Annotated in this window: 22 protein-coding genes and 1 pseudogene; 7 read left to right on the forward strand and 16 right to left on the reverse strand. The window is 57.6% G+C overall.

The annotated features are described in order from the left end of the window. From ACTG39_RS09705 to ACTG39_RS09770, 14 genes and pseudogenes are all read right to left on the reverse strand, one after another. Positions 1 to 390, reverse strand: a pseudogene (locus ACTG39_RS09705) (hypothetical protein); the annotation flags it as partial. Between the two features lie 72 nt (positions 391 to 462). Continuing rightward, complete coding sequence (locus ACTG39_RS09710; protein ID WP_439107348.1) at positions 463 to 1,908, reverse strand: M48 family metalloprotease; 1,446 nt, start codon at positions 1,906 to 1,908, stop codon at positions 463 to 465. Then, positions 1,898 to 2,563: a hypothetical protein gene (locus ACTG39_RS09715; protein WP_439107349.1), complete on the reverse strand. Its 666-nt coding sequence runs from the start codon at positions 2,561 to 2,563 to the stop codon at positions 1,898 to 1,900. The genes ACTG39_RS09710 and ACTG39_RS09715 overlap by 11 nt, the downstream gene beginning before the upstream one ends. Continuing rightward, positions 2,560 to 3,243: a hypothetical protein gene (locus tag ACTG39_RS09720; RefSeq protein WP_439107350.1), complete on the reverse strand. Its 684-nt coding sequence runs from the start codon at positions 3,241 to 3,243 to the stop codon at positions 2,560 to 2,562. The genes ACTG39_RS09715 and ACTG39_RS09720 overlap by 4 nt, the downstream gene beginning before the upstream one ends. Continuing rightward, positions 3,215 to 4,210 carry a VWA domain-containing protein gene (locus ACTG39_RS09725; RefSeq protein WP_439107351.1) on the reverse strand — a complete coding sequence of 332 codons (996 nt, stop codon included), beginning with the start codon at positions 4,208 to 4,210 and terminating at the stop codon, positions 3,215 to 3,217. Before ACTG39_RS09725 ends, ACTG39_RS09720 begins: the two co-directional genes overlap by 29 nt. Before the next feature lie 11 nt (positions 4,211 to 4,221). Continuing rightward, a complete protein-coding gene (locus ACTG39_RS09730; RefSeq protein ID WP_439107352.1) occupies positions 4,222 to 5,316 on the reverse strand; it encodes a VWA domain-containing protein in 1,095 nt (364 codons plus the stop codon). A 12-nt stretch (positions 5,317 to 5,328) separates the two neighbouring features. Then, entirely contained in the window at positions 5,329 to 6,651 is a 1,323-nt protein-coding gene (locus ACTG39_RS09735; protein WP_439107353.1) for a hypothetical protein, read from the reverse strand. Then, the gene (locus tag ACTG39_RS09740) at positions 6,651 to 7,451 is read right to left on the reverse strand and encodes a MotA/TolQ/ExbB proton channel family protein (protein WP_439107354.1); all 801 of its coding nucleotides are present in this window, start codon (positions 7,449 to 7,451) and stop codon (positions 6,651 to 6,653) included. Before ACTG39_RS09740 ends, ACTG39_RS09735 begins: the two co-directional genes overlap by 1 nt. An 8-nt stretch (positions 7,452 to 7,459) precedes the next feature. After that, on the reverse strand, positions 7,460 to 7,720 hold the full coding sequence (locus tag ACTG39_RS09745; RefSeq protein ID WP_439107355.1) for a hypothetical protein: 261 nt from the start codon (positions 7,718 to 7,720) through the stop codon (positions 7,460 to 7,462). A 4-nt stretch (positions 7,721 to 7,724) separates the two neighbouring features. Then, entirely contained in the window at positions 7,725 to 9,785 is a 2,061-nt protein-coding gene (locus tag ACTG39_RS09750) for a PEGA domain-containing protein (RefSeq protein ID WP_439107356.1), read from the reverse strand. Next, the gene (locus ACTG39_RS09755; RefSeq protein WP_439107357.1) at positions 9,785 to 11,326 is read right to left on the reverse strand and encodes a tetratricopeptide repeat protein; all 1,542 of its coding nucleotides are present in this window, start codon (positions 11,324 to 11,326) and stop codon (positions 9,785 to 9,787) included. The genes ACTG39_RS09750 and ACTG39_RS09755 overlap by 1 nt, the downstream gene beginning before the upstream one ends. A 14-nt stretch (positions 11,327 to 11,340) precedes the next feature. Further along, positions 11,341 to 12,567 carry a hypothetical protein gene (locus tag ACTG39_RS09760; protein ID WP_439107358.1) on the reverse strand — a complete coding sequence of 409 codons (1,227 nt, stop codon included), beginning with the start codon at positions 12,565 to 12,567 and terminating at the stop codon, positions 11,341 to 11,343. Continuing rightward, the gene (locus ACTG39_RS09765) at positions 12,564 to 14,105 is read right to left on the reverse strand and encodes a hypothetical protein (RefSeq protein WP_439107359.1); all 1,542 of its coding nucleotides are present in this window, start codon (positions 14,103 to 14,105) and stop codon (positions 12,564 to 12,566) included. The genes ACTG39_RS09760 and ACTG39_RS09765 overlap by 4 nt, the downstream gene beginning before the upstream one ends. Further along, positions 14,086 to 15,348, reverse strand: a complete 1,263-nt coding sequence (locus tag ACTG39_RS09770; RefSeq protein ID WP_439107360.1) for a hypothetical protein — start codon at positions 15,346 to 15,348, stop codon at positions 14,086 to 14,088. The genes ACTG39_RS09765 and ACTG39_RS09770 overlap by 20 nt, the downstream gene beginning before the upstream one ends. A 186-nt stretch (positions 15,349 to 15,534) precedes the next feature. Between ACTG39_RS09770 and ACTG39_RS09775 the strand changes: the two genes are divergently transcribed. From ACTG39_RS09775 to pdxH, 3 genes are read left to right on the forward strand one after another with little or no spacing between them, the layout of a single operon-like run. Next, positions 15,535 to 15,801, forward strand: coding sequence for a hypothetical protein (locus tag ACTG39_RS09775; protein ID WP_439107361.1), 267 nt, complete (start codon positions 15,535 to 15,537; stop codon positions 15,799 to 15,801). Positions 15,802 to 15,850: 49 nt separating this feature from the next. Beyond that, a complete protein-coding gene (locus ACTG39_RS09780; RefSeq protein ID WP_439107362.1) occupies positions 15,851 to 16,426 on the forward strand; it encodes a DUF4136 domain-containing protein in 576 nt (191 codons plus the stop codon). Continuing rightward, the gene (gene pdxH / locus ACTG39_RS09785; RefSeq protein ID WP_439107363.1) at positions 16,426 to 17,070 is read left to right on the forward strand and encodes a pyridoxamine 5'-phosphate oxidase; all 645 of its coding nucleotides are present in this window, start codon (positions 16,426 to 16,428) and stop codon (positions 17,068 to 17,070) included. Before ACTG39_RS09780 ends, pdxH begins: the two co-directional genes overlap by 1 nt. A gap of 31 nt (positions 17,071 to 17,101) precedes the next feature. Here pdxH and ACTG39_RS09790 read toward each other — a convergent pair whose 3' ends face one another. Beyond that, positions 17,102 to 18,385 carry a CinA family nicotinamide mononucleotide deamidase-related protein gene (locus ACTG39_RS09790; protein ID WP_439107364.1) on the reverse strand — a complete coding sequence of 428 codons (1,284 nt, stop codon included), beginning with the start codon at positions 18,383 to 18,385 and terminating at the stop codon, positions 17,102 to 17,104. 158 nt (positions 18,386 to 18,543) lie between these two features. Here ACTG39_RS09790 and ACTG39_RS09795 point away from each other — a divergent pair, with 158 nt between their 5' ends. The 4 genes from ACTG39_RS09795 (at position 18,544) to asnS (ending at position 22,668) form a co-directional block, all read left to right on the forward strand. After that, positions 18,544 to 19,326, forward strand: coding sequence for a ParA family protein (locus tag ACTG39_RS09795; protein WP_439107365.1), 783 nt, complete (start codon positions 18,544 to 18,546; stop codon positions 19,324 to 19,326). Between the two features lie 153 nt (positions 19,327 to 19,479). After that, positions 19,480 to 19,983 carry a GAF domain-containing protein gene (locus tag ACTG39_RS09800; protein WP_439107366.1) on the forward strand — a complete coding sequence of 168 codons (504 nt, stop codon included), beginning with the start codon at positions 19,480 to 19,482 and terminating at the stop codon, positions 19,981 to 19,983. Positions 19,984 to 20,025: 42 nt separating this feature from the next. Beyond that, positions 20,026 to 21,201, forward strand: a complete 1,176-nt coding sequence (locus ACTG39_RS09805) for a tetratricopeptide repeat protein (RefSeq protein WP_439107367.1) — start codon at positions 20,026 to 20,028, stop codon at positions 21,199 to 21,201. Positions 21,202 to 21,270: 69 nt separating this feature from the next. Next, on the forward strand, positions 21,271 to 22,668 hold the full coding sequence (gene asnS / locus ACTG39_RS09810) for an asparagine--tRNA ligase (RefSeq protein WP_439107368.1): 1,398 nt from the start codon (positions 21,271 to 21,273) through the stop codon (positions 22,666 to 22,668). A 43-nt stretch (positions 22,669 to 22,711) separates the two neighbouring features. Here the strand turns inward: asnS and ACTG39_RS09815 are convergent, their stop codons facing one another. Then, complete coding sequence (locus tag ACTG39_RS09815) at positions 22,712 to 24,706, reverse strand: VacB/RNase II family 3'-5' exoribonuclease (RefSeq protein WP_439107369.1); 1,995 nt, start codon at positions 24,704 to 24,706, stop codon at positions 22,712 to 22,714. Between the last annotated feature and the right edge of the window lie 546 nt (positions 24,707 to 25,252).

The following is a 25,252-nucleotide window of genomic DNA, read 5'->3' on the forward strand; positions in this document are numbered from 1 at the left end:
AAAGCTGCCTGTGGGGAGTTCCCAGCTGTCCGGCGCCAGGAAGGGAAACTGTGTGAGCACGGCGGGACGTGAGGGGTGGACGTGAGGGTCGATAAAACCGGGGGTCAGGACCTTGTCGTCAAATTGCGCGTCGACGCGATAGTCCTTTAATGCGGGTGTTGCCTGCAGTTGCTCAACACTCCCCACGGCGACAATACGACCCTCGTTCACCGCAACTGCCGTAGCTTGGGGCAGGCCCGGATCCATGGTGATGACTTTGCTCGCGGTGAATATCACTTGAGCCCGAAGGGGCGCAGCACAGGCTATGACAAGTAAAAAAACCAGCCATGCGCGACCGTGTTTTGAACAGAACGAGGATAGCAGAGACTTGAAGTTCGTCAGACCGTACATAAAAGACCCACTTTGCTACGTTTGTTATGTAGCAGGGAGTCTAGCGGTAATTCATGGGCAAGCGCTAACGCCTTACTGAATGACTTTAATCCAGTCGCCGGTGCGTGGCTCTCCCCGGGGGTAGAAGTCGTTAATAAGTCTTAGCTGAGCCTCGGCATCGGGTATCCGCGTGCTCGCGGCCAAGGAACCCACATTGGCACCGCGCGGTACCTGTATGTACCGTACATATCGGCCCTTGTTCGAACTCTTCTCTTTGGGGTGCATCGCACGGAAGCTCTCTATCAAGGCGAGCAACTGCGCATCATTGGCCGCAAAATCAGTCGTGTCGCCATCGAACATGTAGGTGAGGTTGCCGAAATGAAACACGGCGAGGCGTTTGTTCTTGCCTGCCGCCATGGCTACCGCGGTGTAGCCATCAAGGCCACTCTGCTGCAGGGCTTCGCCGCCCGTTAGGGTGCCCTTGGCTGAGGACTCCAGCACCGCCTGGGGCGTCGCCGTGGGGTCTTTTCTGCGCAGCGTAATGGTTAGGCGTGCGCTGCCATCTGGGGCCGCCGCTACAACGGAATGCGCGCTTGGGGTGATAGACCAGCCTTCCGGCTGTTCAATAGTGAAGCCCAGCTTGTTGTGGTAGTAGCGATCATCTGCCCGTTGTCCCTCGACGCTCTCGCCCCAAACAAGACCATCGGTGACTCGGCGGAATTCTCCCGGCTCCTCGGGACTCTCGATGTAGGTGCCATCGTCCAGCTCATTGGCTGCACGAATCACTGTTTGGAGGCGCTTGTCATTGCGTGGGTGCGTTGCATACAGGCCGTGATAGGTCGTGCCGCTTTTGCCGGCGGCCTTGGCTTTCAGGCGCATGAACTGTTCCTGATTTTTGAGTACGCCAATGACGTCCAACAGGGCCTCGGGCTCGTAGCCGGCTTTGTACATGTACTCTGCGCCCAGGCCGTCTGCTTCAAGCTCCATGTCGCGGCCATAGCCACTGATTAATTCGGCGCCGTACATGCTGGATGCTTCGTAGACCGCGCTGCTGCCTGTCAGTACGTAGGCGGTGGTAGAGAGTACTTTACTGGTAACTCCGGCGGTCTGTCTGCGGCCATGATGGCGGGCGGTCACGTGGGCAATTTCGTGGCCGATAACCCCCGCCAGTTCGGCTTCGGTATTAAGATAGCCAATGAGACCCCGGTTTACATAGATAAAACCGCCGGGTGTTGCAAAGGCGTTGATCTCAGGGGCGTCAATGACGGAGAAGGTAAACTCTCGGTCGGGCATATCACTCTCGGCGACCAGTCGCTGACCGATCTTGTCGACATAGGCCTGTAACTCAGGGTCCTCGTAAAAGGCACCTTCCGCGAGAAATTTATCGTACATTTCCTGACCGGTCTCGCGCTCGCTGTTGGAGCCTGAGAGCACGACCGATGTGCCACCCGTCGCTGGGTTCACCGCGCAGCCGGGCACGCTGGCAAGCGCCGCCCCCAGCAGTGTCACCAACAGCAGCTGTGGGAGTTTAGTGTTCACTGGACAAGAACTGCAGTAATTGATCTCCCAGTCCGTCACAGGCTGTGCCCTGAACAGGAGCGATGATGGGGATAGGGACGATGACTGCAGGCATGTAGGACTGCCCGCTGGTGCTGGCGTTTAAGCGGCCCACTTCGGCCTTATCCGTAAAATCCCAAATAGTGGCTTCGTAGTCCGAGGCGTCGCCCCAGGTGCCAAAACCGAAGCACCCCGCGCCACCGGGGCCAACTCCACAGGTCATGGAGCCGGCGGAGTTTGTTCGCACGGTGCTGCCGTCTACCCAAATCATGTATTCGAGTTTGAGATTGGCTAACTGTTGCGCGACGGGTTCTTGTTGCACCAGTCGATCGATATCTGCAGGGCGCAGGGGCGCGGTGCGGGGCTCGAACCAGGGGTAGAGCGTGTTGATGAACTCGATCTCGTCGATGATCTCAATGCTCGCATCCCTCGCCACGACGTGATCGGCGATGCACTCAATAAAGTCGAACTCCGTCTCGTAGTCGCTGGCGTGGCGCCGTCCCAAGATGACGACGGTCGAATCACCAATACCTTCGATGGGCTCGTTAAAAACCATTTCGTCCACGGTAGAAGTGACGCAACCCATGAGCGTCGCCGAAAGGAGTACGAGAATCACACTGCGCAACGCTATGTTCATCGCGATGCCACCGCCCCCCGTTCCTGCTCCAGCGCTTGCAGCCACTGGGCTACCTCGGGAACTTTCTGAAAACTGGTAATGAAGTGGGCCCCGGCGTCACGCAGGGCGACCACTGCCGCGAGATTTACCGCCGCCTCATCGCTTTGTAAAAAGGCGGTAGGTGTCTTGCCATAGGCGGTCATCGTCCACTCGGCGATGGGTTCCCCGTTGGTTGTGACGAGCTGGAACGCATAGCGCATCCAGATCTCATAAACCTTGACGTTTGTGTGCGCAGGAATAGCGTATTGCAGTTCATCCACCCGGGGGATCAGTACCGCGTCGACTATGGGATTCATTTGCTCTGGCGCGGGCTTGCCGTCCATCTTTGTCACGTTGACAAACATGTTATTGAACAACTGACCCCACATCTGCACCTGGGCTTCACCGGTTTTTACGATCCAAGTCGATTCCGAGCGCCCTTTGGCTTCATCAAAAAACTCGTGGCCTTCAAACTCTGGCTCGTACCAAACGCCCAGCCTCACCGGCAGGGGTTCCATGAGCGGAGGAGGAAAATTACCCGTGACCACAACTTCCTTGGTGCCGCAGCCCGCGAGAATCACGAGCACAATCGCAAGCGCGATCCACGTGAGACCGCGGCGTGCCTGCTGGCTGTCAGGGCCTGAAGTCATTGAGTCCGACAAAGGTACCTCCGTTGCGATAGGTCAGCTCCCGCATCAGCGCTGCAAATCGAATACCCGTGGTTTGCAGATTTGCTGCCCGAATGAACTGTACGGGGAACCCCACGGCGTGGATTCGCACTAGTCGCTGGCCATCGGCGGCCTCTCGGTTGATTCGTTCCACAGTATCCACGACTTGTCCGATGGAGTCCCCAGTAAATTCATCTCCGAAGACATAGATACTAATCTTTTTGTTGGGGTCGTAAAAAGTACGGATCGCCGCCGTAATTCCCTCCACGGGGGAAGAGTTACTAAATACGTTCCAATTGCTCAGATTCTGCATAATCACCCGCCGGCGTCCATCGGTGTCAGGAATCCACTGGCCCCGGTAACGACTGAACATGTAGTTACCCATGTCATTCATTATCTGGATGCCCTTCACATTGGGGTAAATGTTTAGCGTGGCATCAATCTCCTGCATCATTCGGTCCCAGGCGTAAGAGAACATTGAGCCCGAGGTATCGATCACAAAGATGATGTACTCGCTGTCTACCGGAATACCGCCGATGAGATTGCTCGTCACCTCTAAGCCCGCAAGCAAACGTTTTTGCTCTGCGGTGAGCGATTGCCTCGCAATAGCCAGCTGCTCGGTGATGACCGAATTGGTGTTCGTCTCCACCTGAAGACTGTCATAGCGAGACTTGGTAGAGGCAAGCTGTCCGCGCAGAATGGCAATGCGTTCCTTGTACTCTGACAGCTGTTCCTGCCGTGCGTTCAGATCGCGGTTCAGAAAGCGGGTTTCGCCGCGGATCTCAAAAAGTTGCTCCTGCAAGTCTGCCACCAGCCCCTCGAGGTTGACCGTGGACGCCTCAATGATCTGCGGTTGCACAGTCTTGGTGATCATGAGTAGCAGGATGACCGCACCGAAACCACAGCAGATCACGTCCAGAAAGGAGAGGGTGAATTCCGCCATTTCGCGTCGTTTACGCATAATCCCCGCTCCTAGGGCCAGTCACTGGAGGGACTCATAAAGGACCCACGCGTGCTTTGAGCCAACTGCCAGAACTCTGAGGCCGCGAGAGGATCCCCCTCCATGGGCGCGAGGATGATGTTTACGGGAACATTCGCGGGAAGTTTGCGCACGGCCTCGCGATACAGTCGCTGTCGCTGGTTGCCGCTGACCGTTGACCCTCTGGGAGGGTTTGCTCCCTGAGTGGGCAGGCCGTCGGTGATCAGAAAAATGTTGTCAGGAACGGGGGAGAGCGTTTGCAGATAACTAAACACGTTCTCAAGGCTGGTGCCGCCTCCGGGAGTGATCTCTCTAAGCGCGGCGGACATATCCTCGAGCTGAGCCTGATCGGCAACTTCGAGCCACTTGCCAGCGGTTTCGGGAAGCGCTGTTTGAGCCTGAGTGTTAAAGGTAATTACCTGGTACTCGCTACCCACAGGGAGCTGTGACGTTAACCAGTCCATGGTATTGAGCGTCCGCACCCACTTCTCAGTGGTTCGCTGCAATACGGGATCCATGTTGCGCAGGCGGATGATGTTCACCACGCGATCGGCAAGCATGCTGGCGGAGACATCGAGCAAGATAGCGATGTTCTTACCGCCTAGATTAAGTCCTGTGAGGTATTGTCTGTTGCCATCACCGACAAAGCTGCGCGCACTTTTGCCGCTTTCTTCTTCGGCGGCCTCCCGGAGCCTTTTAACCTCTTCCTCCAGAGACTGAACCTCAGCTTTTAATTTCTCTACCGCTTCGTCTTCGCTGACGTCTTCGGGGATCAAAGCGGCGATGAGCGCTTCATATTCCTCCACCTCGTCGATCACACGGGTGGCCCTGCCGTCGGCTTCCACGATCTCGAGGTTCACTTCATCCAGAGTGTTGCGCAACACAACAAGGCCCTCTTCGCCCTCCCGGATGTCTTCTTCGAGCATGTTGACCTCTGAGAGCAGGTCGACGTTGAGCTCCTTTGATTCGACGACGATGGAGTGATCGATGATCAGAAACACAAGAATCACCGCGCCGAACCCGCAGGACATGATGTCCAGAAACGACAGGTTGAAGGTGCTGAAGCTACGCTTGTTGCGCTTTGCCACGGCTGCTCAGCCTCAGTCCTGCACTCGGATCAGGCGTCCGTGCCCGGTGGTTCCCAGTGAAAGTGTATCCCCCAATGCCAGGGGCTGTTGTGGCATGCCGGGCATTCCGTTGATCAGGGCCCCGTTGCCGTGCAGAGTCCAGAAGTTGTTTTGCTGGCGCAGGACAAAGCCGTCGCCGAGCTCAATCTCGCTGCCGCGCAGAGGCAGAGCCAGGGTTCCCAGCAGTACGTGCGTAGCGTTGTCCTGAGCGGCGCTCTGAGATGCAGGGGCAGACTGCGGCGGGGCGTTCTCAGTCGTCGCCTCGCTGGCCTCAGGCATCGATGCTGGATTGGAAGTCGCCTCGGGGCTTGAAGACGGCGCGCGCTGTAGGGCGGACGGAGGTAAGCGGTCAATAAGGTGGAGGTCTTCGCCGGCAGTCTCGATATGCGCCTTCTGAACGGTGAAGGCCTCCCAAAGTGCATTGCCCGCAAGCGTACTCGCAACGTCCCCCAATGCTTCAATACCCGGAATCAGCTGCAGTTCCGGATCCAGGAGTATGGGGATGTCCGGCGCAGGTCTTGACTGCTCAAGGCCTTTAATCAGGCGTTCACTGGCGGAGGCAAGCGCGCTTGCGGTAATGCGGCTACGGTGCCCGTCAATGTCTACGCTGGCCTCCCCGCGCTCCCGCAGCGTTGCCAGAATGCTGGAGAGCTTATTGTAGAGATTCTGTTCGCTACTGGCGCTACGCCTGGGATCGAAACGGGTCTGCTGGATAAAGGCCGTGGCGATGGCTGACACGCAGCGCTCCTGCAATGTCTTCAAGCCAGCAGCAGGTAAGGGAGTACTGCGCACCACGCGAAGCACCCCATCTTCCAACAGCAGCTCATTCACTATCGTCTGGTTTAGCTGTGCTTCCAGATGGATAGCGCGTCCCGTTTGCTCGAGGGCCGGGCTGTTGCTCCCTATCAAAACACTGCGACTCACGAGCCCTGTTACCGCAAAGTCACTGGCCTGGGCCACCCCCAGCAGCAGGGACAACTGTTCCTGCGGCATGCTCTCGGGGACCGCCAGCACAAGTGACGCAGGTGCGCCGGCAGTGGCGTGAATGTGACGGAGATGCGAGTGCACAAGGTCGGCGGTATGCCTGGCGGCACCTAGCGCGGGTTTTAGCGGTTGCGTGCTTAACTGCCACCAAAAATGGCTGTTACTGTCCCGGGGACGCAAACGTGCCTGTTCCAGAGCGACCTGCCCAAAGTGATATTCACTGCCCTCAAGAGTGACAAACCCCGGGCTGTGCAGCGCCGATCCTTCCTGCCAAAGACTGATTTGCGTATCGCGGCAATCGAGAATAGTCATCAGTCGCTGGCTACCAGAAAGCGCAGAAGGCGACTGTCGGCATAACGCTGGCCGTTCAGAACCAGACGTTCCTGGGCAAGCTGCAGCTGATGCAGACAGAACATAATAATGATCGAGAGCACGAGTGCCACAAAGGTGCTGTTAAACGCGACACCCAAGCTGACGGTAACGCCGGAAATGTCCCCTTCCACCGCTTTGTAGGCTTGCCCAAGGGCATCACCAATACCGCGAACGGTGCCAATAAATCCGATGGAAGGGATAGCCCAGGCAATGTAGCGGACCATGGATAGCTCGGAATCCAGACGATCGGATTCTATGTCGCACTGTTCCCGAATGGCGTCAGATACCGCCGGAATACTCCCCGTGGTCGCAAAGCGCTGGAGAGCCGAAAGCAGCGTGCGAGGGAGCAAAAAGGCCTGCTGTGCCGGAGGGAGCGCCTCGATGGAGCGGCTGTATTGTCGCGCGTCTTCCGGGAGCACGCTGGTTCCCTCGGGAATAGACAGTAACTCCTCTTCCAGAAGTTGCTGCTCCTTCATGTTCATCCATCCTTTGTAGCCCATGATCGAGAGAGCCCAGATCAGGAGGATGAAACAGGCTTCCTGCTCAAAGTCGCGGATGACTACTGCCAGGGTCCGCTTGGGGACGACTTCCTCGCCTGCGACCTGCGCCGCCATTTCGGCTGCCAGCTGATCGTCGGCGCTGGGCCGTATGACCGCGACATACAGGGCATGCACAAGAATAATCGCAGTGAGCAGGGCAAAAAGTTGGAACATGAACTCGGAGGAGAGGCTGTTCTTCATGGGTTTTCCTAGATATCCACGGGGAAGGCGACGGACAGATCTTCAGAGATCTGCTCCGACGCTTCGTAGTCTTCAAACGGTTGATTGGCCGGCGCAGCAACCACGGGCTCCTGCTCGTCCCCGGCGTCTGTCGCCGGGGCTGCTGTGTCTGTCGTTGCGGCAGGCTCTGCCGGCGGCTGAGCGATGGCCACGTAGTTGAACAGCACATAGCTGGCCAGCAGCAGGGCCAGGGCGCTCAGGTACTTTGTCAGCGTGGTACTTAGATACATGACCTTACTCCGCATAGCGCGCAATTCGAAATCCTACGTCATCTCGTCCCGCCTGCCCATAATCGCGATAGGACAAACGAAGTTCTGGCAGTCGTCCCAGGGCCCAGCTCGCGCCCCGAATGACATAGTTGTCGCCTCTCTGGCCACCCAGGGGATCAGTGGTGACCACACCGCTGGACGCCGGAATGATGTAAACATCGTGAATCCACTCAGAGACATTACCACCAAGATCAAAAATTCCCCGCTCGTTCGCGGTAAAGCTTCCCACCGGTGCGCTCACCACGTAGCCGTCGTTGTAGCCGTTGAGCACGCGTCCGGTGACATAGGCTGAGCTGTTATCGGCAACATTTTCGGCCACCGCTTTCGGCGGGAAGTCATCGCCCCAGGTAAAACGCTTCAGCTCTTCGCCGTGAACTCGGGCAACCCAGGCCCACTCTGCTTCGGTCGGCAGCCGGTAACCCAGGGCATCGGGGTTGAATCCGATAATGATGCCTTGCTGTTCCTGGTAGAACGGCGTGAGTCCCTCGCGCTGGCTGAGCCAGTTACAGAATGATGCCGCTTGCTGCCAACTGATCTGTGCCACAGGTTGGTGCTCGCGATTAAGGCTGTTGCCTTCTATCTGACCGGAGTTGTGGGAAGCCTGAAACTGACGAAACTGTGCATTGGTGACTTCCTGGTTCTGAATATAGAACGGACGCTCCAGACGCACGGGATGCAGCACCTCGTTAGCTCTGCGACCCGGGTCCCGGCGCGAAGCCCCCATGGAAAACTCGTTCCGTAGGGAGTCCAACGGGTTCATCAACGTTAGCGTTTGGCCCAGAGCGGTAGTGATAGTGGGAGTGAGGCGTGCCTTACGCGCGGCTTCCGGCGTTAAGAGCGTCAGTTCCACCAACTGCTCAAGACCGGGTCTGGGGGTGACGCTGCGCTTGCTGCTTTCGTAGCCGTCCAGGCGCGCTTCAATACGCTGGAGAATTGCCGGCAGGGAGAGTGTTTGGCTGCCTCGACCCACAGACTTGCCGTTAACCAGAAGCTCTGCCTCCGGGGGGCTGACCTTAACCAGGACGTCGCCCAGCAAGGGCCTAAGATTAAGTGTGCGCTCTTTGCTGGATCCTGCCTCCATGCGAAGGGTCTCGCTGGTCCGGCGATAGCCGGCCCGAGAAAGGCTGATGCGATGATCCATGTCTGGCTCGAGCTCAATCTCAAGCGGGGTTTGCCCGGCGAACCCACCATCGACACTGACATTAGCGCCGCTGGGGATGCTGTTTAAGCTCAGCACACCGGTTGCCGGAGTGAGCGTAATGCTGCCAAGGTCCTGCGCGATCCCCGCCTCGGTGGTCAGCGGGAACTCTTCGCTGGCAAAGCCGGGGAGCACAAGCGCCAGCTCGTGATCACCCTGAAGTATTTCAAAAGTGCCGGGGGTGTTTCCGATGGGTTCGCCATCGACACGGAGCTCAGCGCCGCCGGGATCGGTGGTAATACTGATATCAGCCCAGGCGGGATCAAGGGAAAGATCGAGCCGCTGTTGAACGTTGCGGCCGGTGACGTCGATAGTTTGCTCTATGGGGAGATAGCGCGGGAGCTCGAGCAATAGTGTCTGACTGCCAGCCTCCAACGGAATATCCGTCAGAGGCGTTACCCCGACTACGTCGCCATTTGCTGTAAGCGTTGCGCCTGACGGCGTGCTCGCTATGATTAAGCGACCGGGGAGGGGCTGAAGGATGATCTCCTGCCGTTGTGTGGCGTCCCTGGATACTTCGATGTCACTGTCATAGGGGTGGTAGCCCGGAGCTCTTACCGCTAGGGAGTAAGTCCCGGAGCGCAGCAGGAACCGGTCGCCAAAGGGGAGTACAAAACCCGCGAGATCGATGCTGGCTTCTTCCTCTGCGACGACGGTGATCTCTAATGAGCGAGCCGTGAGCAAAAACCAAAGCGCCATAAGGAACAACACGACCAGCACAATCATCAGCCAGCGCGAGGCAGGAATACCTGCTTTTTCCTGAACTGCCGCCGGGTTTAGGGGCTCGAAAGCCGCAGCCTGGATGCTCTGGGGTTTGCCTTCGCTCATCAGATAAGCTCGGTGCAGGCAATGTGAACAGATTCACTACTGCCGGGCGACACGGTAAACACCACTCGAACATCGCGATAGCCCCGGCGTGATCCCACAGCGGTGTATTGTCCGGGCCGTAAGCTGAGTTGTTCGCTATCAAACAAGCCCAGACGAGCGACTTTATAGACGGTGACCTCGGTGAGGCCATCGGAGCTCAGGCTGACCGGTAGCGGGGTGCTTGCCACAGAAAGAACGTCCTGAGCGGCTTCCAGCTGCGTAGTCAGCCGCGGGCCCAGACCGCCGATAGATTGGGCGCGCGTAACAGAGCTCTGCGCTTCACGAAGAATGGCATCATCTACCAGGCGTTCCGGCTGCTTTACGATAGCGGTAAGTTCTTTTTCGATTTGCCCTCGGGGTTCAGCAACGGCCAAACCCTCCCGCGCGAAGCGCAGGCTCTGATCGATCGCCAGGGCTTCTTCAAACACTTTGATTGCGCCTGCCCAGTCTTCCTCTTGTAACAGAGTGCTGCCGCGGTTTTGGAGTCGTTGGAGCGTGGACGCCGTGCGCGCTGCGGAAAGTTCCTGAAGCGCTGCAGACGCTTCGCTGGAGCCGGGGTTGAGGGAGGCTGCGCGCTCGAAGCGCTGTTGAGCAGTGTCAAAGTCGGCGGTATCCAACGCGGCGTAACCTTCGGACATGGCGCTATTAAAACGTTGACTGGTAAGGGCTACCGTCAGGCGTTGAAGTTCGCCTTGAACGCGCTGATGTTCACTGTCCGCGTCCGCGGCAAGCTCTATGTTTGTCACAGCATCAGCGAGATTTCCCGCTGCTTCTGAATCCAGGGCCGCTGCGACACTCTCCATAACGGTGGGAAGAACTTCCAGTCTCTCAGCAAGGCTGGCGGTCTCTGGCGCTCCGGGCTCAAGCTTCTCGGCGAGGGCCAGGGCGGCGGCTGCAGTGTCTGGATCCAGGGCTTCGATTGCGTTTTCGGCTGCCGCGACCTGTTCCTGAAAGCGCTCTGGCAACGACTGCTCCAGAGCCAGTGCCTCGGTCAAGGCCTGCTGATACTGCTCAATCGCCGAATCAAATTCGCGATCGCGATACAGTTCATCACCGGCTAAAGCCTGAGTGGCAATACCTGCCATAGCCTCGCTTGCCCACTCTTCGGCGCCGCGTTCCGTGAGGTTTTCCTGCACGTCCAGTAACTCCGCGAGGAGATCCTGAGCTTCAGCCCTGGCCTTTGCCGCGCGGGCGTCAGCGAAGGGGGAGGCGGGTGATCCAGTCTCCTGAGGACTCGTGCGCGCCGCGGGGGTGCTTTGCGCAGCGTCTTGTGACGTTGACCCTGCTGTCGCCGGCGCTGCAGAGTCTGCCTCAGTGCTCGCGTCTTGAGAGTCGACCCATCGCGGCAGCACAAATACCACCACAATCGCCAGAACGCCAAGACCTCCGAACGCAGGAAGGAGCCAGCCCGGCCTGGTTTCGGCAACCGAAGGCCTGTCCGCCGGCGTGAATTCCGGTGCGTCAAACGGTGTGGGTTGAACCCGTTGATACTGCTCAGTCACTGAAGGTTTTCCGACTAGTTCTGGATAGGAGTGTCGGACGCTGGGGGCGTGAGTTCACCGATCTCGTTGCGATAAATCTCTGCAAGCACTTCACGCCATTGCGCGTACTGATCGTCAACGCTGCCGCTTATCATCACTGTGCGGTCTTCAAGCTCAATCACCTGTGGCGTAATTTCCGCTTCCAGGGACTGCCCGATCTCTTCCAGTGCCTCGACATGTATCTGTGCCTCGGCGCGGCTTTCGAGTCCGCTTTTTAAAAGATATCCGCCTCCGATGATGGCAACGTTGCCGGCCGCGCGAGCGCTGCCGTCACCACTGCCCGCCGCTGCGATACCTGCAATTATCGCTGCGCCTCCGGCAATGAGTTGGCGGGTGCTTTCGCGTTTCAGCTCCTGATAGGCGACGACTTCTTCATAGCTAAGCTTGCGCCACTCTTGATAGGGGCCAAACATGTCTTCAGAGAAGCCGTTGTAATAGGTCTGCAAGGTGTCCACAAAAACATGGTCCCGTTCCCGGAGCATGCGCACGCGGGCCAGCATAGGGTCATCCTCAGCAGGCAGTCGAACCACAAGCTGTTTGCCTTTGCGCGTTTGGTCGAGATAACCCTCAAAGGCCTCGGCAGAGAAACTCTGGGCAAAAAGTAGTTCCGAGACCGTGCGGATTTCCTTGCGTTGTGCAGTGGGAAGTTCGTCAAACAGGGTCACCAGATCATTCGCCACCCGATGATAGACAGCCTGAAAAGGATCGTAGCTCGAGCGGGTCTTGGCGTCGTAGGCATAGCGGCTTGCGTTGCCCTCATAGATTCGATCAAGCCACACGTAGTCTCGCGAGTCGCGGGCAACAACTTTGATTTCGAGTGTTTCCCCATCGGAATGCAAGATGGTACCGCTGATCATCAAGTCGGTGATTCGATCTTCGTTGGGGACGAGTCTCACCGCACCCCAGGCACCCGAGTTTTGCAGCACCTCGGTAAGGAGCTTGGGAATGTATCTTGCCTCTGCGCGGCGAACTTCCGGATACAGACGCTCATCTTCATCCGCAAAATCGATACCCGGATCAAAGATGGCGACCGCCACGTCCATGAGCTCGTCCTCTGGCACCGTATGCGCCGGGGCTTCAAGCGCTGGGATCGACGTGCTCTTTACCGTCTGGCTAACGCAGCCTGCCAGACCAAGTCCCAGGCACAGCAATGCCAGCCATCGCAGAGCCGCCGTTGCTTGAGCTGTGTAATGCGGAATCACGGTTGTTTGATGCCCTTGTACTTGCGGTATTCAACCCAGAGCTTTTCTCGCACGGCGGGGTCCGGCTCGCGCATGGCCGCTTCCCGGAGCTGGCGGGCAACAACATCGTCATTGTTGCCATTAGGTATATCTGCTGGCGGAGGATACTTGGCGGTGTTCTGGGGAATGCTGCCACCACCGGAGCTCGCTCCGCCCATGCCGCCACCGACACTGTAGCCACCACCGCCCATCTCGCGACCGTAACCTTCCTCGGCTTCGCCGCCGCCGGCTCCGCCTCCTGCCGAGGCAGTTTGAATAGGTTCGTTGGGCTGTTGTTGGCGGCTAGCTTCACGCTGAGCGGCTTGCTCCTCGAGAATCATGGCATCAAACTCACCCATGCCACGTTCGAGCTCGGCGTCGAGGATGGCTACTTGCTCTGAGGGAGTCAGGGGCCCCTGACCGCCCGACGGGTAGCGTCCATAGGTGCCGCTACCTGAAGCTCCGTCGCCGGCTCCGCTGCTGCCAGTGCCCTGACCGGTGCCGCTGGCACCTCCTGCGACTTCACCCTGGCCCTGGGCGCCGCTTCCGGCGCTACCTACGCCTCCGGGGATGCCCGGAATGCCGGGGATTCCGGGAATCGCGACGGAGCCCTGCATACCGCCGCCAGAGCCATCAGTTCCCTGGCTGCCGGCAGCACCTGCTGATCCTGAAGGTTCTCCCATGCCGCCGCCTCCCGAGGCGACGGACTGCTCATCTTCCATGCTTGGGAGTGCGTCGCTGCCACCAGCGCTGTCTTCAAATCCAGGCTCACCGCCTCCTGCACCCTCGCCGCCACCGGAGTCACCGCCTGAGTCAGTCCCTGAATCACCGGCGTCTGCCGTCGCTTCGGTGCCAGAACCTCCATCGGCGGGCTCACCCTCGGAGCCCGCTTCGGAGCCGCTTGTTCCATCGCCCGACTGATCGCCGGACTCTCCACCGCCCGCAACTTCTGCTCCTGGCGCTTCACCACTGGGGAACTCGCCCATATCCCGGCTGACATCGCCGCCGCCCTGAAGATCGCCATCCGTAGACCCGCTCTGTCCCGACTCGGCGGATGAGGCGCTGCTCTGTGCAGTCGCTTCCCCGGCTTGCTCGCTGCCTTCGGCACCCTGACTGCTGCTTTGGCTTCCCGGTGACTGTGCGCCGGTGGAGCTGGACTGGCTTTGACTGCTCTGGGAGGAGGGACTACTGCTGCTCGACGGGCTGCTCGAAGAACTGCTGGAGCTACTTGAACTGCTTGAGCTGCTAGAACTACTGGAGCTGCTAGAGCTGCTGGAAGATGAAGATGAGGAGGAAGACGATGAACTTGACGATGAACTGCTCGGCGGCGGCGTGCTCGGAGACGGCATCGAGGGTGTTTGTGGCGTGGTGGGGTTGCTTGCGCTGGGGCAGCCCGTTAGCAACAGGCAGGCCAGTAAGGATGCCAGTGGCAGCTTTACGGGCAGACTAAGCAGCTGCAGCCCGTTTAGCTTAGGCGCCTGCAGTCCTCTGATTTGCTGTTCACCATGCGGAAGTGTCATAAGCCCAGAGCAATCCTTGTGTGTCTACCGGCAAGCCGTCATCAATACGCGGCCGGAACGGTGTTCGTCTTAGCCGGCTGATAATATCGCCCGCTTTCTCGTCGTTTCGAATATCGTCATCCAGACGGACGACATCCATGACGCGTCCGCGAGCGGAGACCCCGAATTCTAGCAGCAATCGGCCTTCCTGCTCGTTTTTGGGGTCGGGGAGTGCACGAACACCCGCAAGTCCCGGTAATGGCTGTGGCGCGCCTAAAAGCTGCTCTCTTAATTGTTGGGCAGTCTCCCCCTCTGCAAGTTCCCCGTAAAGTTCTGCGTAAGTAGCCATGGCTTCTGAACGTTTGCCGTGCCAAAACTGCCAGTCACCCAGCATGAGCATTAATTCAGCGGTCTCTTCAAGGCCGCTATCTCTCTGTTTGATCTGTATGTCATAGATAGCGCGGATGACGGCACTTCCCTGCTTGTAGCTTTGACTGCGATAGCCTATCTGCCGCGCTTCCTCATCACCGTAGATGCCACCAGTGCGGTATTGCCCGTTGGTCGTTTCGCCCACGAATCCACTAAGCAGGTATTGAGCACGGAGCATTCCGTAGAGCGGTGGCAGCAGCGCGGGCGATGTTTCTCCCTCGACTTTAGCGAACTCGGTGAGCGCATATCGGTACAGGCTCCACATATTGACCAGCCGAGCGAAGGGGTCCTCGCCAATGCCCGCTTCGTAGGCCTGCCGCTGCCAGAGGGCATGCTGCATCAGCGCTTGTCCCCGGGTGACGTCTGAAAGCGTTTTGGCCTGCACGCGGTAGAGATAGCGCTGTCTCTCGTCAGCTTCGCTCAGCGCGCCAAGGGCGATATGGCTGGCGATTTCTCCTTGCAGCAGTGATAACTGTCGGCGGCTGTACAGTCCCTCGTTAATCCGCGACAGGTGTATGCCCCGTTTGAAAACCTTTACCGCTTGCTGATGATCGCCATTTCGCTGCAGCGCAAGACCGAGACCCAGCAGATCTTCGCTCAGGCCTGGTGCAAAGGCCCCACCGTTACTCTCCATCTCCTGAATCCGCTTTGTGTAAGCGCGTACGTCGCTCATCAGGGATTCCCGAGCGGCTTCCTCACCCTCAAGCACATCGGACTGCGCTGCCTCGACTTCGACGGCTACGGTCACTGGCGCGAGCCCCACGACCAGCACAAGGCCCAGACAAACACCGAGCCATGCAAATTGGACGCGTTGTGGACTAGTAAACTTAGACATGCGGTTGGTTCAGCGGCTCCTAATCTCTACCTATCACTTTACGCACTATAGCTGTTTGCGGCTCACGCTAAAGCCCACAAGGCGCTGCGCTGCTGCTTCTTGGGTGTCCTAATGGCAAACTGGCCCAAAGGCGTCAGTACGGTGAGCATTCAGATGAGCAGATTACAGCAAGAGATTAGACAGCGATTGACTGAACAGTTCCAAGCGCTTGCGCAGGGGAATGATGCACCCCCTGGCCCCCGATTTCGCCTCGAAGGTCTGATGGAGGCGGCAGTGATCACCGGGGACGCGGACGAGGGGACTCTCCGGGCGCTGGTCGCCGAGCTCCACGAGTCCATAATGGGCGACACAATCGAGGCACTTTTAGGCGAAAACTGGGCGCGCTGGCACCCGTTTCCGCAGATTCCCGCGTTTTCTCATCGTGCGCCGGTATCTCCCTCGACCAGCGATTGACTATACTGCGCTATCAGCAGCGATATTTTGAAACTTGGGAGAGAGTTGAATGCGTTTAATGCTTCGTGCGGGTGCATTTGTCGTCCTGGCATACCTGATGAACGCTTGTGCCAGCAGCGGGATGTCGTCATTGGAGGCTGTTAGCGATTTTGATGCTGATTTTGCCTTTGATGAAGTGCAGCGCCTGGCCATCTTGCCCATTGATCGAACGTCCGCCGCAGAGAAGCTGATCAGCGATATGCAGGTGGATCGTATTAACAAGTCTCTGGGTATCGAATTGCAGTCCCGGGGGTACGAGATTGTCAGTGACCGGGACGCAGCGGACGTTTATCTGGCATGGCATCTCGTGACCCGTGAGAAGACGGACATTCGATCCTACAATGCGGCCAGTGCATACAACTGCTGGCGATGCGGACCTCCCGTCTCTGATGTAAGCGTTCGCCAGTACATCGAAGGCACGTTTATCGTCGACCTGATTGATCCCGAGCGAAACCGCTCGGTATGGCGTTCGACGATTCAGTCGACGCTCAAGAGCAACCCTGATCCCAAAGATGCCGAGATGAATCGCGCTGTCGCAGTGAAAGCAGTATTGGCGCCATTTCCGCCGGATAGCAGCGCACCCTGATGAGCGGCAATTTCGAGAGTTACCGGAGGGAGTACACCGCCGGTGGACTCACTGCTGAGGATCTGTCGGCTTCACCCATCGCGCAGTTTGAGCTTTGGCTGGAGCAGGCGGTCAAAGCGGGGCTGTCGGACCCCACGGCGATGGCCCTTTCTACCATCGATGAAGAAGGTCGGCCCTGGCAGCGCATCGTCCTGCTTAAGGGGCTCTCTGAGGGCGGTTTTGTGTTTTACACCAACTTTGGTAGCGACAAGGCCAAGGCAATGGCCGTCAACCAAAATGTATCGCTGTTGTTTCCCTGGAATGAACTTGATCGTCAAGTGATCGTAGGTGGTGTAGCTGAGCGCATGAGCCTCACAGAGTCAGCCACGTACTTTTTGTCGCGCCCGAGAGAGAGTCAGATCGCTGCCTGGGCCTCTCGTCAGAGTCGCCCTATCGCGAAGCGCGCCCTACTCGAAGAAGAAGTGCGCAAGCTCCGCAACAAGTTTGCGGATGGCGACGTACCGGTGCCAGATTTTTGGGGCGGATATCGAGTGCAAGCGCAGCGCATAGAGTTCTGGCAAGGTGGTGAGCATCGCCTCCATGATCGTTTTCGCTATGTGCGAGCCGAGGATGGCAGCTGGGACGTCGCGCAGCTACAACCCTAGCAACTGCTTCAGTGCATGCGTCTTTGATCCTTCAGCGCATACGTCTTTGGTCAAAGTAGCTCGATTGCTTATCGATGCCTGCAAGGCGACGACGCAGTACGTCCAGTGCGGCAGCCGCGACCATCGTTTGAAATAGCACGCGTTCTACGGGCCAGCAAAGACAGACCGTTTCTACCCGCTGGCGATCTCCCCAGGCTAGCCAGACCGTACCAACAGGTTTTTCCGCACTACCCCCTCCCGGGCCAGCAATTCCTGATACCGCCACCGCCAGATCCGCTCCTGAGGCATCGAGAGCTCCGCTGACCATTTCTTTGACCGTGGCTTCGCTGACAGCGCCCTCCGATTCCAAAGTTGACGCCTGCACACCCAGTACAGACTGTTTGAGGGCGTTGGAGTAGGTAACAAAACCGCCGGGGAAAACATCGGAAGCACCCGCTATCTGGGTGAGCATAGACGCGATCATGCCACCCGTGCAGGATTCGGCGCAGCTGAGTGTGATACCGGATTCCCGCGCAAGATTGATAACCGCCTCTGCGATACGCGTGTCGCCCTCGCCGATGATGTGATCGCCAAACAGCGACTGCAGCCAATCGTGACACTGCTCGCGTAAGGGGCGGTCTTCGGCCCGGGTAACGCTGAGTTTGATTTCCAGTTGCGGCGCGCCGGCGCGAAAGCTCAGGACAACTTCTTCGGGCCAGTCGGGATGATTATCCACGACGAGTTGCTGTGCTGTGGACTCCCCCAGTCCGAAGGTTTGGAGTCGCAGAATGTCTTTTTGCAAGGTAATGCCAAAGCGCTCGCGCAGGCGCTCTAGAATAATCGGTAGCATGGCGCGCAGCTCCCCGGGTACGCCGGGGGTGCAGAGCACCAGACAGCCACTCACGACCATCGAGAACCCCACTGCACTGCCCACGGGGTTGGGGATCAGGGTGCAGCCGGCAGGCAGCATGGCCTGTTTCCGATTCGCCGCGTTAAGCACAAGGCCGCGTTTTTCGCACCATTGCTCGAGATGACTGACGGCATCGGGATGTTCTTCGAGACCGCTGTCCGCGACCTCTGCGAGCACGGCGGCGGTCAAATCGTCGATGGTTGGCCCCAGGCCTCCATTCACAATGAGCACATTTGCGTCTGACGCCAGCGTCGACATTTCCCGCGCGAGGGCCTGACGGTCATCGCCCAAGGTCACGCGCCTGCAAGGTGTGAGTCCAAGTCCCGCTAGTTCACGCGCTATGAGCGCCGAGTTTGAGTCCACAGTGTCTCCACTCATCAACTCGTCACCGGTCAGCAGCAACTGCACGCGGGGTACTTCGGCCATGTTTTTCTCCATCAAGAGTGGTAGCGCGGTGCGAAAAGTAGCACAGGCGTGTCTAAGTACCGACTACAAGCTGTCTTGCGCTTTTGCGGCTGACAGTCTGCCCGGGCTTGGCTACACTGCCTGCCCTTTACGGATCATGGATTCGATCGGGAGTACTCATGAAGCGTGTGGTGTTCAATCAAAAAGGCGGCGTGGGTAAAACCAGCATCACCTGCAACCTCGCGGCCATAGACGCCAGCCTGGGCCGCAAGACTCTTGTCATAGATCTGGATGTTCAGGGCAACACCACGCATTACCTGGTCGGTGAAATCGATGCGGAGGCTTTTCCCGCAGAGGCACAGGGCGTATCCGGCTTGTTCAAGCAGACCGTGGGTTCTCGGCGTATGAGTCGTAATCCGGATGCATTTGTGTGGGAAACACCCTACGAAAACCTGTTTCTGATGCCCTCCAGTGCACTGCTATCCGAACTTGAGCGTGAGCTTGAGGCACGCTACAAAATTTATAAGCTTCGGGATGCACTCATCAAACTGGAGGATGAGTACGATCGGATTTACATCGACACACCGCCGAACTTCAATTTTTACTCAAAATCGGCGCTGATCGCTGCAGATAGCGTCCTGATACCCTTTGATTGCGACAGTTTCGCCCGACAAAGCCTGTATGCTCTGATGGATAACATTGCCGAGCTGCGTGAGGATCACAACGAGGATCTGGGTGTCGAGGGTATCGTGATTAACCAGTTTAATAGCCAAGCGCGACTGCCTGGAGAGCTGGTTGCCGAACTGGAGGCCGAAGGCTTCCCGGTCATCTCCACCTTCCTCAATAGCTCTGTGAAGATGAAAGAATCACACTATTTACACCGACCCCTCATCGATCTTGCCCCGTCGCATAAGCTCACCCAGCAATACATCGAACTGCATGCGGCCATTGATAAAGGCTAGTCGCTGGCGGTGGTCTGGTGCTGAAACGATCCGAGTCTCGTCAGAGACCTGTTGGTAGCGCTCTTAGAGTCCTAGTGTCTTAAGCGACAAAACGACTGCTCTACGCGGTCGTCTGACTTGGCGTTCGCGTCGGCTTTGTACCATACTCAGAACATGTACGAAGTAGCCGAGCTTGGAGCTGCCAAGAGTCTGGAGCCGCGACTGTCTGTTTCTGAGGCCCGTCAGCAATTGCGCGGGCTGTTGACAGGCGAAGACGATCTCATTGCAAACGCCGCTAATACTGCCGCGTTTCTCAATACCCTGTTGCCTGATATCAATTGGCTGGGTTTTTATTTCCTCAAAGGCGAGCAATTGGTTCTGGGCCCTTTTCAGGGCAACCCGGCCTGCGTGCGAATTCCCGTGGGTCGCGGCGTTTGCGGAAACTGCGTCGCCTCCGGTGAAACCCAGCGGGTTGATGACGTTCATGCCTATCCTGGGCATATAGCCTGTGATATTCGGTCTAGATCCGAGCTTGTAGTTCCCGTAAGAGCGCAGCATGACATCGTTGCGGTTCTGGATATCGATAGTCCGTCCGCTGCCCGCTTTAGCGCTGACGACCAAAGTTATGTCGAAGCATTAGTTGATGAGTTTACGCAACATCAGTTTGTCCAGGGATAGGGCGAGGTTCGGTGCCTTAATCCTGTTGAGGGGGTGTTAAGCATGAAAATTTCCAGAGCGATCGCTACCCGCACACTCTTATCCGTTGTTTTGCCCGTGCTTTTGGGCGCCTGTGCCAGCACTCCCCAGTGGGCCTTTGACGCGCGGGATGTTCCGCCGCTCAAGCTGGATGGGCAGATCCACCGCTACGAGCCTCACGACCTGGAGGCCGATGACCCCGGAATCCTGCTGGTCACCGAAGAAATGAAAGAATTCGTAGAGCTCCACACCGGAGAATCCAATAACGCCCACAACAAACTCATGGCGCTCCATCGCGCCATCAAGGGTCAGGGTGCCCTGGGGATGCAATATGACCCCTTCGCCGATGGCACGGCTCGCGATGCCTTTGACCGAGGTACTGCCAACTGTCTGAGTTACGCGCATATGTTCACGGCCCTCGCTCGCGAGGCGGGACTCAACGCGCAGTATCAATGGATGGAGGTGCGACCCGAGTGGCATCGTATGGGTGATCGCGTTGCCATTCGCTTGCACGTTAATGTGCAGGTCAAAATGCGTGACACAACTGAGTACATGGTGGATATCGACCCCCTAAATCGCTCGGAAGTGGCCGGCGCGCGGCTTATGAGCGATGAAGAGGGGTTTGCCCTGTATTACAACAACCTCGCCATGAACGCGCTGGCGAACGATCGCCCGGTCTATGCCTGGCAGCAGGTGGTGCGTGGACTCGAAGAGGCGCCCGGGTTTTCGCAGCTGTGGGTAAACCTGGGAGCAATCTATCGCTATGCCGGGCAGTACGCCGAGGCGGAGCAAGCTTATTTTCGTGCTCTGGAGATAGATAACGGAGATCGATCGGCAATGAACAACCTCGTCGTTCTTTACGAGTTGCAGGGGCGCAGTAATGAGCAGAATTACTGGGAAGATCGTCTTGAGCGGTACCGGAATTTGAATCCTTACTACCACGCGAGCCTCGGCGATCTGGCTATGGAAGAGGAAGATTGGGACCTGGCCTACGAGCACTACGCGCGAGCTACCAAATTGCAGCCCGATGATGGTTTGCTGATCTACAGTCAGGGCCTGGCCGCCCACGAGTTGGGGAATGACCAAGAGGCGGAGCGACTTATCTCGAGAGCTATCGAGCGAGCCTCTTTCCATGTCGAAAAGCAGCGCTACCGTGTTCAGCTAAAAATCATTCGCGAGCAGCAGGCCGCTACGCTCTGAACCCCTCGCAGGCATGGCAGTTCCAAAGTAGTTTGGGTATGCTCCGCGCCTTTCGGTTGGAGACGAACCATGACAGCGTTTTCACGCGTTCTCGACTTACTACAAACCGACCCTGACTCGGGGGTTGAAGTGGCTGTGCGCGGTTGGCTGCGCAGCAAGCGCGACTCCAAGGCGGGCATTTCTTTTCTTGCGATACACGATGGATCGTCATTTGATGCGATTCAGGCCGTGGTGCCTGCGGATCTTGGCAATTATGAGAGTGAGATATTGCAGCTCAGCACCGGTTGCTCGGTAGAGCTTCGGGGAACCTTGGTTCCCTCTCAGGGCAAGGGGCAGCAGGTAGAGATTCAGGCTAGTGAGGTGCGGGTGCTCGGATGGGTTGATGACCCCGAAACCTACCCCATTGCCAAGAAGCGCCACACTTTTGAGTACCTGCGCACTCAGGCGCACCTCAGACCGCGCACTAACACTTTTGGTGCGATCACGCGCGTACGCCACAGTCTGGCAAATGCCGTTCACAGCTATTTTCATGACAACGGCTTTTATTGGGTGAATACACCCATTATCACCGGCAGCGATTGCGAGGGAGCCGGAGAGCTTTTCCGCGTCAGTACCCTGGATATGAACAATATTCCCCGGACAGCTGACGGCAAGGTGGACTACGGGCAGGATTTTTTTGGTGGTGATGCCTTTCTTACAGTGAGCGGCCAGTTGGCGGTGGAATCCTACTGCCTCTCCATGAGTAAGGTGTACACCTTTGGGCCAACCTTTCGCGCCGAAAACAGCAACACCAGTCGCCATCTGGCGGAATTCTGGATGATTGAGCCTGAGGTGGCTTTTGCGGACCTCGCAGAGAATGCGGATCTTGCGGAGTCCCTGCTCAAGCATGTGTTCAGTCGGGTGTTGAACGAGTGCGAAGACGATCTGGCTTTTTTCAATCAGCGTGTTGATGACACGGTGTTATCCAGACTCACCGCGATGGTCGACCAGAACTTTGAGCGCATGAACTACAGCGATGCGATCACAATTCTTCAAAACAGCGGTCAAAAGTTTGAGTTTCCTGTGGAATGGGGTGTTGATCTTGCCAGTGAGCATGAGCGTTTTCTCTGCGAGCAACACGTGGGACGCCCCGTGGTTCTCATGAACTACCCCCGGGAGATCAAAGCTTTTTACATGCGCCTTAATGACGATGAAAAAACCGTAGCGGCGATGGACGTGTTAGCGCCGGGTATCGGTGAAATCATTGGCGGCAGCCAGCGCGAAGAACGCCTGGATGTGCTGGATGCGCGGATGGATCCTCAGCTACTTGAGGAGCTCTGGTGGTATCGGGATCTGCGGCGCTACGGCACCGTTCCCCACTCAGGCTTTGGCTTGGGTTTTGAGCGTCTGATCAACTACGTCACGGGCATGGAAAACATTCGCGACGCTATTCCATTTCCCCGCACCCCGGGTAACGCACACTTCTAGAGGCAGCTCCTGAGGTGCTGCCGCCCGGTTTTACCGCGGCGGCTTAGGCGTCTGTTGTCTCTTCGGGCTGTGAGATCACTTCGAGCTTCCGTCCCGAATTCGGATCAAGTTTAAACAGCGGCAGATGAGCCGTTTCTTCATCGCTGCCTATGAGCGTGACCTTCACTGGAGTATTCACTCTGAAGTGTCGGCTCTTGCTTTTGAGGGTCGCTGTCCACTTATCAAAGTGAAACTTTTCTCCGGCTTTGCGCAGGTCCACGTAGCCCTCCAGACCACTGTCGTCCAAACGGACACTGAAACCGTTGTTGCCCATGTGCGATACATGGGCAGACCAAGGGCCCGGAGCGACCTCTGACTGACGTTGGAGATACTCAAGCGTTAACCAGCGCTCTGCTTCATTGCTGATTTGACGGAGCTTCTGAAGCTTCTGGTTAAGGGTATCGAGCTCGGGTTGTTCACAAGCCGCTGCAGCTTCTCCACGCAGTGTTGCTTTGATCTGCAAGTGCACAAGAAAGTCCAGGTATTTGCGCAGTGGCGATGTGCAGTTTGTGTAGAGCGGTAGAGACATGCCCATGTGAGCACCGGGTTTTTTGGACAGACGCGCACGGGTGAGCAAGCGATTCACCATGCTACGCAAAGGCAGTTCATGCTCACTGGCCGCGAGCTGGCGCAGCAAGTCTCGATAACCTTCGAGGGAATCGGGATCGAGACTCCCCGCATCCTTCACGTAGAGCTCGAGAAACTTCTCGCGGTCCTTCAATCGATCTCTTCGAAAGCCATCGTGCACCACGAACGGTCCGCTGGCTCCTGCATCGGCCAGGAGCACAGCCGCGCAGCGGTTTGTCGCGACCATGCATTCCTCTACGAGGCGCTGAGAGCTCAGCTTCTCACAGGGCTCTATGCTCTCGATATGGCCGCGATCATTGAGTTGCCAGCGAAACTCCTGACGATCTTCCATCACCAGTTCATTGGCCTCACGACGGCTACGGAGTGCTCTGGATACTTGATAGAGCGCTTCCAGGGGCGTCGCATGGCAAATTAGAGATTCGTCTTGTCCGCTCAGGTATCGATCAACCGCACAGTAGGACAGTTTTGCTCGAGAGCGGATCTTCGCTTCAAAGAATTTAAACTCGCCGACGCTGCCGTCTTCGGCGATCGCGACCCGACAAACCAAAGCCGCGCGTAATTCGCCCTCGGTCAGCGCACAGCGCTGCTGCGCGATGCTCTCCGGTAGCATGGGAACCACAGCACCGTGAAAGTACGCGCTGCTTGCTCGCGCTGCGACCGTGGCTCGAAGCGGTGAGTCAGCGGTGATGTAGGCCGTAGGGTCGGCAATGGCTACGTAGAGCAGCCAGCCATCACTGGTGACTTCGGCATATAGCGCATCGTCGATATCCTGCGTTCTTGCCGCATCGATGGTGACAAAGGCCAGATCCGAAAAGTCTTCTCTCCCGGGGTCGTTCTCCGGGGCCGCGTTGGCGAGGATTTCGTTGAGCTTTTCTTTGTCGCCCTCAGACCACTCGCGCTCCAGGCCGTACTTGGCCATGGTGTAGCTATTCTCTATGCCCGGCTCATCGGCGGCGCCTATGGTCGCGAGCACTTTGGCCTGGGGCTTACCGTCACGAATAGGGTGTCGCTGCAAGGCGCAGCGGAGGTAGTCGCCTGTCTTGGCACCGTTGCGCGCCTGCGGTGGCAAAAACAGCCAACGACTCACGCCTGGAATGTCGGGCTCCACAAACATCGCTTTGCCTTTGCTCACGCAGCGGCCGGTAAATTCTCCGATGGGGCTATCGACGAGGCCTTCGATTTCGGCAATGGGTCGTTTGTCTTTGCCCGGACGCAGGCAGACACGCACGCGATCCCCGGGGAATGCTTTGAGCATCTCGTCCGGGGGTACGAAAACTTCGCGGCCATCGTCAGTGCGGGCAAACCCATAGCGCGCAGGGGTACCCCGAAGCACTGCCTCGGTGCGCTCCTTCTCGGATTCAATCTGGGTTTTCAGCCCTTTGAGCTGGGCGAGGGCGTCTCGATCTAACATCGGAAAGCTGTGGGTGACCTACATCAAATTTAAGGGCGCTATGCTATCGGAAATGCCCGCAGGTGTCAGTTTGAAAGCGGTTTAAGTGTGCTTAACTTTCAGTGGAGATATCTTGCACTGATGCCCGGGGTTGTTTGGGGCGGGCATCGGTGAACCACTGCTGCGGAGCGTGTACAGTTTGGAAATTTCAGCACTTTGTCAGAAGTCCGTTGACAGTGTTTCGGACCAGAGCTAATAATCGAGGTGTTTCCAGCTTCAGGTGGACGCGACGATCTTTCCAGCCTTAGAGGGTGATCAGTGAGGCACCGGGTGTGTATTCCCCGATGCGATTGGTACTGAAGGTGCTCACAAAGCGCCAGGAGCCCGTGTCGCTCTGACAGATCCAGGCGCTTCGCAATTTTACTCTTCGTTATGGAACTTACCGACCCTTTCGCTCTTTCTTGCCTGCGTTGCTAAGCGCGTTTCAGGGCGCGTTCGTTTCAGCTGCACCCGCAGCGTTGCTTTCAAGAACCGCACTGCGCGTTTAACCACTTTTTTTGCCGTCAT

The sequence above is a fragment of the Congregibacter sp. genome (assembly GCF_965662665.1).
Taxonomy (GTDB): Bacteria; Pseudomonadota; Gammaproteobacteria; order Pseudomonadales; family Halieaceae; genus Congregibacter.

What these genes read in the sequence shown, in the direction of transcription:
- ACTG39_RS09715 (WP_439107349.1), bottom strand. Translation starts at nt 2,563, where the DNA reads ATGAACATAGCGTTGCGCAGTGTGATTCTCGTACTCCTTTCGGCGACG.
- ACTG39_RS09750 (WP_439107356.1), bottom strand. Translation starts at nt 9,785, where the DNA reads ATGAGCGAAGGCAAACCCCAGAGCATCCAGGCTGCGGCTTTCGAGCCC.
- ACTG39_RS09725 (WP_439107351.1), bottom strand. Translation starts at nt 4,210, where the DNA reads ATGCGTAAACGACGCGAAATGGCGGAATTCACCCTCTCCTTTCTGGAC.
- ACTG39_RS09735 (WP_439107353.1), bottom strand. Translation starts at nt 6,651, where the DNA reads ATGACTATTCTCGATTGCCGCGATACGCAAATCAGTCTTTGGCAGGAA.
- ACTG39_RS09800 (WP_439107366.1), top strand. Translation starts at nt 19,480, where the DNA reads ATGTACGAAGTAGCCGAGCTTGGAGCTGCCAAGAGTCTGGAGCCGCGA.
- asnS (WP_439107368.1), top strand. Translation starts at nt 21,271, where the DNA reads ATGACAGCGTTTTCACGCGTTCTCGACTTACTACAAACCGACCCTGAC.
- ACTG39_RS09795 (WP_439107365.1), top strand. Translation starts at nt 18,544, where the DNA reads ATGAAGCGTGTGGTGTTCAATCAAAAAGGCGGCGTGGGTAAAACCAGC.
- ACTG39_RS09740 (WP_439107354.1), bottom strand. Translation starts at nt 7,451, where the DNA reads ATGAAGAACAGCCTCTCCTCCGAGTTCATGTTCCAACTTTTTGCCCTG.
- ACTG39_RS09815 (WP_439107369.1), bottom strand. Translation starts at nt 24,706, where the DNA reads ATGTTAGATCGAGACGCCCTCGCCCAGCTCAAAGGGCTGAAAACCCAG.
- ACTG39_RS09770 (WP_439107360.1), bottom strand. Translation starts at nt 15,348, where the DNA reads ATGTCTAAGTTTACTAGTCCACAACGCGTCCAATTTGCATGGCTCGGT.
- pdxH (WP_439107363.1), top strand. Translation starts at nt 16,426, where the DNA reads ATGAGCGGCAATTTCGAGAGTTACCGGAGGGAGTACACCGCCGGTGGA.
- ACTG39_RS09745 (WP_439107355.1), bottom strand. Translation starts at nt 7,720, where the DNA reads ATGTATCTAAGTACCACGCTGACAAAGTACCTGAGCGCCCTGGCCCTG.
- ACTG39_RS09805 (WP_439107367.1), top strand. Translation starts at nt 20,026, where the DNA reads ATGAAAATTTCCAGAGCGATCGCTACCCGCACACTCTTATCCGTTGTT.
- ACTG39_RS09790 (WP_439107364.1), bottom strand. Translation starts at nt 18,385, where the DNA reads ATGGCCGAAGTACCCCGCGTGCAGTTGCTGCTGACCGGTGACGAGTTG.
- ACTG39_RS09765 (WP_439107359.1), bottom strand. Translation starts at nt 14,105, where the DNA reads ATGACACTTCCGCATGGTGAACAGCAAATCAGAGGACTGCAGGCGCCT.
- ACTG39_RS09780 (WP_439107362.1), top strand. Translation starts at nt 15,851, where the DNA reads ATGCGTTTAATGCTTCGTGCGGGTGCATTTGTCGTCCTGGCATACCTG.